Genomic DNA, 2,103 nt, shown 5'->3' with positions numbered 1-2,103 from the left:
CGTTATGACAAGGGAACAGGGAACAGGGAACAGGGAACAGGTTTTGGGTAACTTTACTTTTCGTTACTTGTGTCGGTTTTTTCCGTTTACTCACTTAAGTACGTTAATTGGTAATGGGTAAAATTACTAACTACTACCCATTACCAAAAATCAAATTAGCCCAATAAACCTTGGATTAAACCAGAATTACCTGTCAAGAAGAAAGCGACTACTGCACCACCGATACCACCAATTAAGAAAGCACTGGCGAAATTATTCCAGCTTTCCTTGGAGTTGAAAGCATCAACTGGAGGATTAGGTACAGCAATACTAGCAAGGGCTTTATCAGGATTGCTATTTGCATATAAGGATAGGCAAGCTGTTAAAATCACAACTAAGCCAACACTGCCCAATAAACCAGCTAAGTTAGCGTTGGGAGCGTTACGTAAAGGACCTAATTTGTCAAAAGGTCCAAATAGCAAGTATCCATGAGCCATACCAACTTCCAAACCCCGTCTAAAAGGATTTAAACCAGCGCGGTATGCTGGCAAGTTGCTAATAAACCACTTCACCAAAGGAGCGGAATTGATGGGGGTTTCTAGATCGCCTTTTTGCGGATCACGTCCTGCTGCTATTGCCATAAGTATTTTTAGATTCCTTGAATCACTCTTGTTGGTTTTTGATCAACTTACTGCTTGAGTTATGTTGTCTGCTTGCCTTTAAATTAGAGAGTTGGCACTTCTATATTAGAAATAAATTAGAAAATAATTTCCCTGAAAACTGCCATTGAGGAAGTTCAGAAAAATTACTTTTGCCACTTTCTAATCAAGGAAAGTATGAAACCCGCTTTCCAAGCGACAACATAACGAGTTTCATACATTAGTTAAGATTGCCGATTTGAGGTATACTTTTACCTAATTCGGTTTGATCACTCAATCAGACAATCTACCAGCAAAAACTAAGTAAATTAGCTTTTATGAACCGTATTTTCAGCCTATAGAGGGTGAAAAAGTAGGTCAGGGAAGAAGCGATTAAATTCAATCAAAATCCCTGCTGTGATTGTCAACCAAATAGTTGCCGCAACGGGAGCAGTAGAGATGAATGTAATCAAGTAGTTAGTTTCGTTACCTTTTTCAGCCATGAATTTAGTCTCCAGAATAAGTGAGTGAAAACAAGTGAATTAACGTGGCGAAACGGTAATTTCTGAATCTTTGGCTGTTAGCTCGCCGGAGAGAAATTCCTTAATTGCTGCTGCTGGCCAAGCAAAACCAGAGGTGATAATAGGTAGAGCAATACCGAAATCAATTTGGATTTCTTTTTGTTCGGCATTCGCTCCGTTTTTAATCGCTTGTAAATAAGCACGGCCTACCCAACCAATCCAACCAGCAATGTAGAGGAAAAGAATACTGGGGATCAGGAAATCTCCAGCATGATTCAGGCTGCCATCTACAATCAAGTGGGGATAGCCCTCAGGTCCACAGAGAGCCTGAGAATAACGTTCAAACCGCTTTTTACCTGATTCGGGGTCAGAGGTGGTATTGCGGGCATTTAGTGCTAGCTCTTGAAAGGCGGGAGAGTCTTTACAAGGTACAAGGTTAGCCCCTAGCGCTTGTGCTGGAGGAGCAAAATTGAACCAAAGAGTCATCGCCAAAAGCAAAGCAAACAATCGTGTCATGGAGTTGTTTCCTTTTGTTACAAAACGAGAAGTTCCTTGTACAAAACGAAGCGGCTTGTACAGTCTTTATTTTAGATAACTAGGAAGTTATCATACTCTTGGCTGGGAATAGAGTAAAGTTTAAGTCAACAAAAGTTAAAGCTTCTCAATCAAAATATAGGAAAGAGGCAGTGGTCAGTGGTCAGTGGTCAGTGGTCAGTTGTCAGTGGTCAGTGGTCAGTTGTCAGTTGTCAGTTGTCAGTTGTCAGTTGTCAGTTGTCAGTTGTCAGTGGTCAGTGGTCAGTTGTCAGTTGTCAGTTGTCAGTTGTCAGTTGTCAGTGGTCAGTTGTCAGTTGTCAGTGGTCAGTTGTCAGTTGTCAGTGGTCAGTTGTCAGTGGTCAGTTGTCAGTTGTCAGTTGTCAGTTGTCAGTTGTCAGTTGTCAGTTGTCAGTTGTCAGTTGTCATTCTTG

The 2,103-nt window shown here is 41.2% G+C and carries 4 protein-coding genes; 1 reads left to right on the top strand and 3 read right to left on the bottom strand.

Annotation, left to right across the window (positions count from 1 at the left end):
• Window positions 1-155: 155 nt before the first annotated feature.
• From ACIR310F_RS0110250 to ACIR310F_RS0110240, 3 genes are all read right to left on the bottom strand, one after another.
• Entirely contained in the window at window positions 156-620 is a 465-nt protein-coding gene (locus ACIR310F_RS0110250) for a photosystem I reaction center subunit XI (protein WP_028083754.1), read from the bottom strand.
• A 353-nt stretch (window positions 621-973) separates the two neighbouring features.
• Window positions 974-1,120: a photosystem I reaction center subunit IX gene (gene psaJ / locus ACIR310F_RS0110245; protein WP_015079100.1), complete on the bottom strand. Its 147-nt coding sequence runs from the start codon at window positions 1,118-1,120 to the stop codon at window positions 974-976.
• A gap of 39 nt (window positions 1,121-1,159) precedes the next feature.
• Window positions 1,160-1,654, bottom strand: coding sequence for a photosystem I reaction center subunit III (locus ACIR310F_RS0110240; RefSeq protein WP_028083753.1), 495 nt, complete (start codon window positions 1,652-1,654; stop codon window positions 1,160-1,162).
• Between the two features lie 170 nt (window positions 1,655-1,824).
• Between ACIR310F_RS0110240 and ACIR310F_RS22070 the strand changes: the two genes are divergently transcribed.
• Window positions 1,825-2,103: hypothetical protein (locus ACIR310F_RS22070; RefSeq protein ID WP_196803200.1), on the top strand; the 279-nt coding region annotated here is incomplete at its 3' end.

It is taken from the genome of Dolichospermum circinale AWQC310F, assembly GCF_000426925.1.
Taxonomy (GTDB): domain Bacteria; phylum Cyanobacteriota; class Cyanobacteriia; order Cyanobacteriales; family Nostocaceae; genus Dolichospermum; species Dolichospermum circinale.
This window is presented reverse-complemented; position numbering and strand designations above follow the sequence as displayed.